Here is a 6,460-nt window from a genome sequence, read left to right on the forward strand (position 1 = left end):
GGCGTGATTTATACATCCCTCAGTGGGCATGCACCCGGGGGTGGCCACGGCCGCTACCGGATACCGAATTGGGGCCCGGATGGGCTGGCGGCAAGGAGTCGCTTCGGCCGCTCAGCGACGAACCGCCACAAAACGAGCGCACCGATCGTTTTCTGCACAGCCTGCACGACGAGGGGCGGTGTCGGGCAACGATACCCGGCGAGTTCGACACTGCATGCCGTGCGGGTCGGACTCGATGCTGCCCGACTGCTTGACGCGCTACGAGAGGACAGGTAATGAGCACATCCAAGTACGTCCGCTTTTTTGAGGAGTTCGGCATCGATGACGTGCCACTCGTCGGCGGAAAGAACGCGTCGCTGGGCGAGATGTTCCAGAAGCTGTCCACGCAGGGCGTCCGCATCCCGCACGGGTTCGCCATCACCGCCCAGGCCTATCGCTACATGTTGGACGAGGCCGGCGCCTGGGACCGTCTGCATGCCGAGCTCGACGAGCTCGACCCCGCCGACGTCGCCGCGCTGGCGCGTAAAGGCAAGCGCGCCCGTGAGATCGTCTACGGCGCCGGGCTTCCCGACGATCTGGCCGCCGAGATTCTGGATGCCTACCGCAAGCTTCAGCAGGAGTACGGCGAGGATGTGAGTCTTGCTGTGCGGAGCTCGGCGACTGCCGAGGACCTGCCGACGGCGAGCTTTGCCGGCCAGCAGGATTCGTATCTCAACATCAAAGGCGAAGAGAGTCTGCTCGACACGTGCCGCCGTTGTTTCGCCAGCCTGTTCACGGATCGCGCCATTCATTACCGAATCGACCAGGGCTTCGACCACTTCAAGGTCTCTCTGTCGATCGGCGTGATGAAGATGGTGCGCTCCGATATCTCTTCGTCGGGTGTGATGTTCTCCATCGACACCGAGTCGGGCTTTCGCGACGCCGTCTTTGTGACGGGCGCCTACGGCCTTGGCGAGAATGTGGTTCAGGGTGCTGTCGACCCGGACGAGTTCTACGTCCACAAGCCGACCTATCTCGCCGGGCACCGCGCCGTGTTGCGCCGCCTCATCGGCGACAAGGCAGTGAAGATGATCCTCGTCGAAGGCGAGACGAAGAACACGACGCGAAACATCCCCACACCAAAGTCCGACCGTGCTCGGTTCTGTCTCACCGATGAGGACGTCCTGGAGCTGGCCGGCTACGCGTGCACCATCGAGGCGCACTACGGGCGGCCGATGGACATGGAGTGGGCTAAGGACGGTCTGGACGGAAAGCTCTACATCGTCCAGGCTCGCCCCGAGACGGTGGCCTCCCAGCACAGCGCGACGGCGCTGGAGTCCTATGTGCTCGAAGGCCGCGGCGAAGTACTCACCGAGGGGCGCTCGGTCGGCGAGAAGATCGCCTCGGGTGCGGTCAAACGGATCGAGAAACTCACGCAGCTGGACGAATTCGAGCCCGGTCAGGTACTTGTCGCCGACACCACCACGCCCGACTGGGAGCCGGTCATGAAGACCGCCGCAGCGATCGTCACCAACCGCGGCGGTCGCACCTGCCACGCGTCGATCATCGCCCGCGAACTCGGCATTCCCGCTGTGGTCGGCACAGGCGACGCGACCACGTGCGTGCCCGATGGCGCGGTCGTGACGGTGTCGTGCGCCGAGGGCGACACGGGCCGCGTGTACGGGGGTGAGATCGGATTCCACGTGGACCGCACCGAGGTGGCGGATCTGCCGCGGCCGCGAACCCAGATCATGCTCAACCTCGGGAACCCTGACCTCGCCTTCAAGACGTCGTTCCTGCCGAACGACGGCGTGGGACTCGCTCGGATGGAGTTCATCATCAGCGAGTACATCCGGGTCCACCCGCTGGCGCTGCTGCACCCACAGAAGGTCGCCGACCCCGAGACGCGTCGGACGATCGATCGGCTCACGCAGGGCTATCCCGACGGGAGCACCTTCTTCGTGGAACGCCTTTCCGAAGGGATCGGCACCATCGCCGCCGCCTTCTGGCCCAAACCCGTCGTGGTGCGGATGTCGGACTTCAAGACCAACGAGTACGCGAGCCTGATCGGCGGAGCAGCCTTCGAGCCATCGGAGAGCAACCCGATGATCGGCTTCCGAGGTGCCTCGCGCTACGCGCATCCCGCCTACGCCGAGGGTTTCGCGCTCGAGTGCCGCGCGATGCGACGTGTGCGTGACGAGATGGGTCTGACGAACGTGATTCTGATGCTCCCGTTCGTGCGTCGAATCGCCGAGGCGGACCTCGTTTTGCAGACGATGGCCGACCTCGGTCTACGCCGGGGCGAGAACGGGCTCAAGGTTTACGCGATGTGCGAGATCCCGAACAACGTGATCCTGATCGATGAATTCGCCAAGCGTTTCGACGGTTTCTCCATCGGCTCCAACGACCTGACTCAGCTCACCCTCGGCGTCGATCGTGACAGCGAGATCGTGGCCTTCGACTACGACGAACGCGACGAGGGCGTCAAGGAGATGATTCGCCTGGCGGTTGAGGGCTGCCGTCGCAACGGGATTCACTCGGGCCTGTGCGGACAAGCGCCTTCGGACTACCCGGACATGGCCGAGTTCTTGGTCCGGCTCGGCATCGAGTCGATGAGCCTGAACCCCGACACGGTGATCAAGACCACCCGCCAGATCCTCGAGGTGGAAAAACAGCTCGTGCCGGCTCAATGAGCAGCGACGCGTTCCATCGGCCCGCAGCCGGACGTCCTAAGGATCTCACGCCGCTTCCGGACTTGTTGCATGGTCAGCCCCGGGCCGGGCCGGTGCGCGAGCGCCGACCCGTCTACGTCGATTTGCTGCCGCCCTGCAATGCCGGTTGCCCCGCCGGGGAGAACATCCAAGCTTGGCTCGCCCATGCCAAAGCCGGCCGGCACGAGCAGGCCTGGCGTCAGCTCGTTGCCGACAACCCGTTCGCCGCGATCCACGGGCGGGTGTGCTACCACCCGTGTGAAAACGTTTGCAACCGTGCCCATCTCGATAGCTCGGTATCGATCCATTCGGTGGAGCGGTTCCTCGGTGACCTTGCATGGAAGCGCGGCTGGGAGTTCGAACCACCGTCTACCCGCACCGGCAATCGAGTCCTGGTCGTCGGCGCGGGGCCGAGCGGACTGTCCGCCGCCTACCATCTGGCCCGCCTCGGCCACCAGGTCGAGATCCGCGACGCGGGCACCGTGCCCGGCGGGATGATGCGCTACGGCATTCCGAGCTACCGGCTGCCCCGTGACGTGCTGGATGTCGAGCTGAACCGGATCGCAGCTATGGGCGTCCGGTTGACCAGCGATCATCGGGTCGATGACCTCGCGGCCGAGCGGGACGAGGGCGGCTTTGACGCGGTGTTCGTCGCGGTCGGTGCGCACCTTGCCAAACGAGTCGACATCCCCGCCCGCGACGCCGGCACGATGGTGGATGCGGTGTCTTTTCTGCGCAACGTCGCCTCCGGCGAAAGGCCGGCGATCGGGCGCCACGTGGCCGTTTACGGCGGCGGCAACACCGCGATGGACGCCGCCCGGGTTGCCCGCCGTCTCGGCGCCGAGGACGCGGTCATCGTCTACCGCCGCACCCGCGAGCAGATGCCCGCCCACCAGGAGGAAGCCGAGGATGCCGAACGTGAGGGCGTGCGGATCAACTGGCTGCGGACGATCACCGCCTTCGACGGCCCCGAATTGCGGGTCGAGGTAATGGAACTCGACGACTCCGGTTACCCGCAACCGACCGGACGCTTTGAGACGCTGGCCGCCGACACCCTGATCATGGCGCTCGGTCAGGAAACGGAATCGGCATTCATGCGGACGCTGCCCGGAGTCGAGTTCGATGGCGACGGCAGTGTGCGTGTCTCGGAATCACTGATGACGGGCTGTCCGGGCGTATTCGCCGGCGGTGACATGGTGCCCTGTGAGCGCACCGTCACAGTCGGTGTCGGGCACGGGAAAAAGGCGGCCCACCACATCGACGCCTGGTTGCGCGGCGCGCCGGGCGCACGCCCGGCCAAACACCCGACGGCGACGTTCGACTCGCTGCACCTGTGGTTCTTCGGTGACGCCGCGCGGCGTCAGCAGCCCGAACTCGAGCCGGCAAAACGCGTCTCGAGTTTCGAGGAGGTCGTCGGCGGTCTGTCCGCCGAAGAGGCGACCTACGAGGCGGGGCGTTGCCTTTCGTGCGGTAACTGCTTCGAATGCGACGGCTGCCTCGGCGCATGCCCCGAGGACGCGGTGATCAAACTCGGAGTCGGGCACCGCTACAAGTTCGACTACGACAAGTGCACCGGCTGCGCCGTCTGCTTCGATCAGTGCCCGGTACATGCCATCGAGATGTTCCCGGAGCCGAAATGACTTGTGCCACAGTGGATGGTAACGAGGCCGCCGTTTCGGTCGCCTACCGGCTCAACGAGGTGTGCTGCATCTACCCGATCACACCGTCATCGCCGATGGCCGAGTTGGCCGACGAATGGTCCAGCGCGAGGCGGCCCAATGTGTGGGGCACTGTCCCGACGGTGGTCGAAATGCAAAGCGCGGGTGGAGCGGCGGGGGCTCTGCACGGCGCCCTGCAGAGCGGAGCGTTGACCACGACCTTCACCTCGTCGCAGGGCCTCCTGTTGATGATCCCGAACATGTACAAGATCGCCGGCGAGCTGACGTCGGCCGTCATCAACGTCGCAGCCAGATCGCTTGCAGCCCAGGGGTTATCGATCTTCGGAGACCATTCCGACGTGATGGCCGTGCGGCAAACGGGATTCGCGCTGCTCGCATCGGCCTCAGTGCAGGAGGCACACGACCTGGCACTTGTCGCGCAGGCGGCCACACTGGCGACCCGGGTACCGTTCGTGCACTTCTTCGACGGGTTTCGAACCTCGCACGAACTCAACACGATTGAGACGCTCTCTGACGACGACCTGCGGGCGCTGGTGCCCGAGGAGTTGGTGTGGGCGCATCGCGGACGGGCGCTGTCTCCCGAGCGCCCCTTCATTCGCGGCACCGCACAGAACCCGGACGTCTACTTCCAGGCGCGTGAAACGGTGAACCCGTTCTACGCGCGGGTTCCGGGCGTGGTCGAGGACCTGATGGCCCGCCTTGGCGAGCGCACCGGCCGCAAGATGCACATCGTCGACTACACCGGACACCCGCAGGCGCAGCGAGTGCTGGTGGTGATGGGCTCTGGCGCCGAGACTGTGGTGCAGACCGTCGCCGCTCTCGTCGAGCGCGGCGAGCGGGTCGGGGTGGTGCAGGTGCGGCTGTACCGCCCATTTCCCACCAGAGCGCTCCTCGAGGTGCTGCCGGGGACGGTGCGCACGGTCGGCGTTCTGGACCGCACCAAGGAGCCCGGGTCGATCGGCGAACCGTTGTATCTGGACGTTGTCGCGGCGCTCGCCGAGGCGCATGCCGACGGAGAACGACCGGTCATGCCGCGCATCACCGGCGGACGCTACGGCCTGTCCTCGAAGGAGTTCACGCCCGCCATGATCGCCGGGGTGTTCGCGGAACTCGCTCGCGAGCGACCACGGCGCCGTTTCACCATTGGTATCGACGACGACGTCTCCGGTACCAGCGTCGACTACGACCCGGCGTTCGACATCGAGTCACCCGACACGTTCCGGGCGGTCTTCTTCGGGCTGGGTTCGGACGGTACCGTCAGCGCGAACAAGAATACGATCAAGATCCTGGGGTCCGAAGAAGGGCTGCACGCCCAGGGATACTTCGTCTACGACTCGAAGAAATCGGGTTCGCAGACCGAGTCGCACTTGCGTTTCGGGCCGGATCCCATCCATGCGCCCTACCTCATCAATGGAGCCAATTTCGTTGGCTGTCACCAGTTCCGGTTTCTCGACAAAGTGGACGTGCTGGGTCGGGCTGCCCCGGACGCGACGCTGCTGCTGAACTGTCGGCAGCCTGCTGCGAAGGTCTGGGACGCTCTGCCGCGGCTGGTTCAGGAACAGATCCTGGCCAAGCGGATCACGCTGTATATCGTCGACGCCGGCCGGATCGCCCGCGAGGTCGGGCTTGCCGGGCGGATCAACATCGTGCTGCAGACGTGCTTCTTCGCGATCTCTGCGGTCCTGCCTCGTGAACAGGCCATCGCCCGGATCAAAGCATCGGTCGAAAAGATGTACGGCGACCGCGGCGCCGACGTGCTGCGGCGCGAACTGGCCGCGGTCAGTGCCGCGCTGGACGGGTTGCGCCGCGTCGAGCTGCCGGGCCTGGTCACCTCTGTGTGCGCGCCAGTACCGACAGTGCCCGAGGATGCGCCGGAGTTCGTGCGCACCGTGACCGCGGAGATGATGGCCGGGCGCGGAGACGCCTTGCCGGTCAGCGCACTTCCGGTGGACGGCACCTACCCTAGTGGCACGACCGCGTATGAGAAGCGCAACATCTCCGAACTGGTGGCGGTCTGGGATGCCGGGAGCTGTATTCAGTGCGGCAACTGCAGCTTCGTCTGCCCGCACAGCGTGATCCGGTCGAAGTACT

General features: G+C 65.5%; 3 protein-coding genes. All 3 read left to right on the forward strand.

All coding sequences use genetic code 11. The annotated features are described in order from the left end of the window. Nucleotides 1–275: 275 nt before the first annotated feature. Nucleotides 276–2,672 carry a phosphoenolpyruvate synthase gene (gene ppsA / locus ACLP9N_RS00410; protein WP_442405544.1) on the forward strand — a complete coding sequence of 799 codons (2,397 nt, stop codon included), beginning with the start codon at nucleotides 276–278 and terminating at the stop codon, nucleotides 2,670–2,672. Continuing rightward, the gene (locus tag ACLP9N_RS00415) at nucleotides 2,669–4,330 is read left to right on the forward strand and encodes an NAD(P)-binding protein (RefSeq protein WP_442405545.1); all 1,662 of its coding nucleotides are present in this window, start codon (nucleotides 2,669–2,671) and stop codon (nucleotides 4,328–4,330) included. The genes ppsA and ACLP9N_RS00415 overlap by 4 nt, the downstream gene beginning before the upstream one ends. Beyond that, nucleotides 4,327–6,460: pyruvate:ferredoxin (flavodoxin) oxidoreductase (nifJ, locus tag ACLP9N_RS00420; RefSeq protein WP_442405546.1), on the forward strand; the 2,134-nt coding region annotated here is incomplete at its 3' end. The genes ACLP9N_RS00415 and nifJ, both read left to right, overlap by 4 nt.

It is taken from the genome of Mycobacterium sp. (assembly GCF_052144515.1).
Lineage (GTDB): Bacteria > Actinomycetota > Actinomycetes > Mycobacteriales > Mycobacteriaceae > Mycobacterium.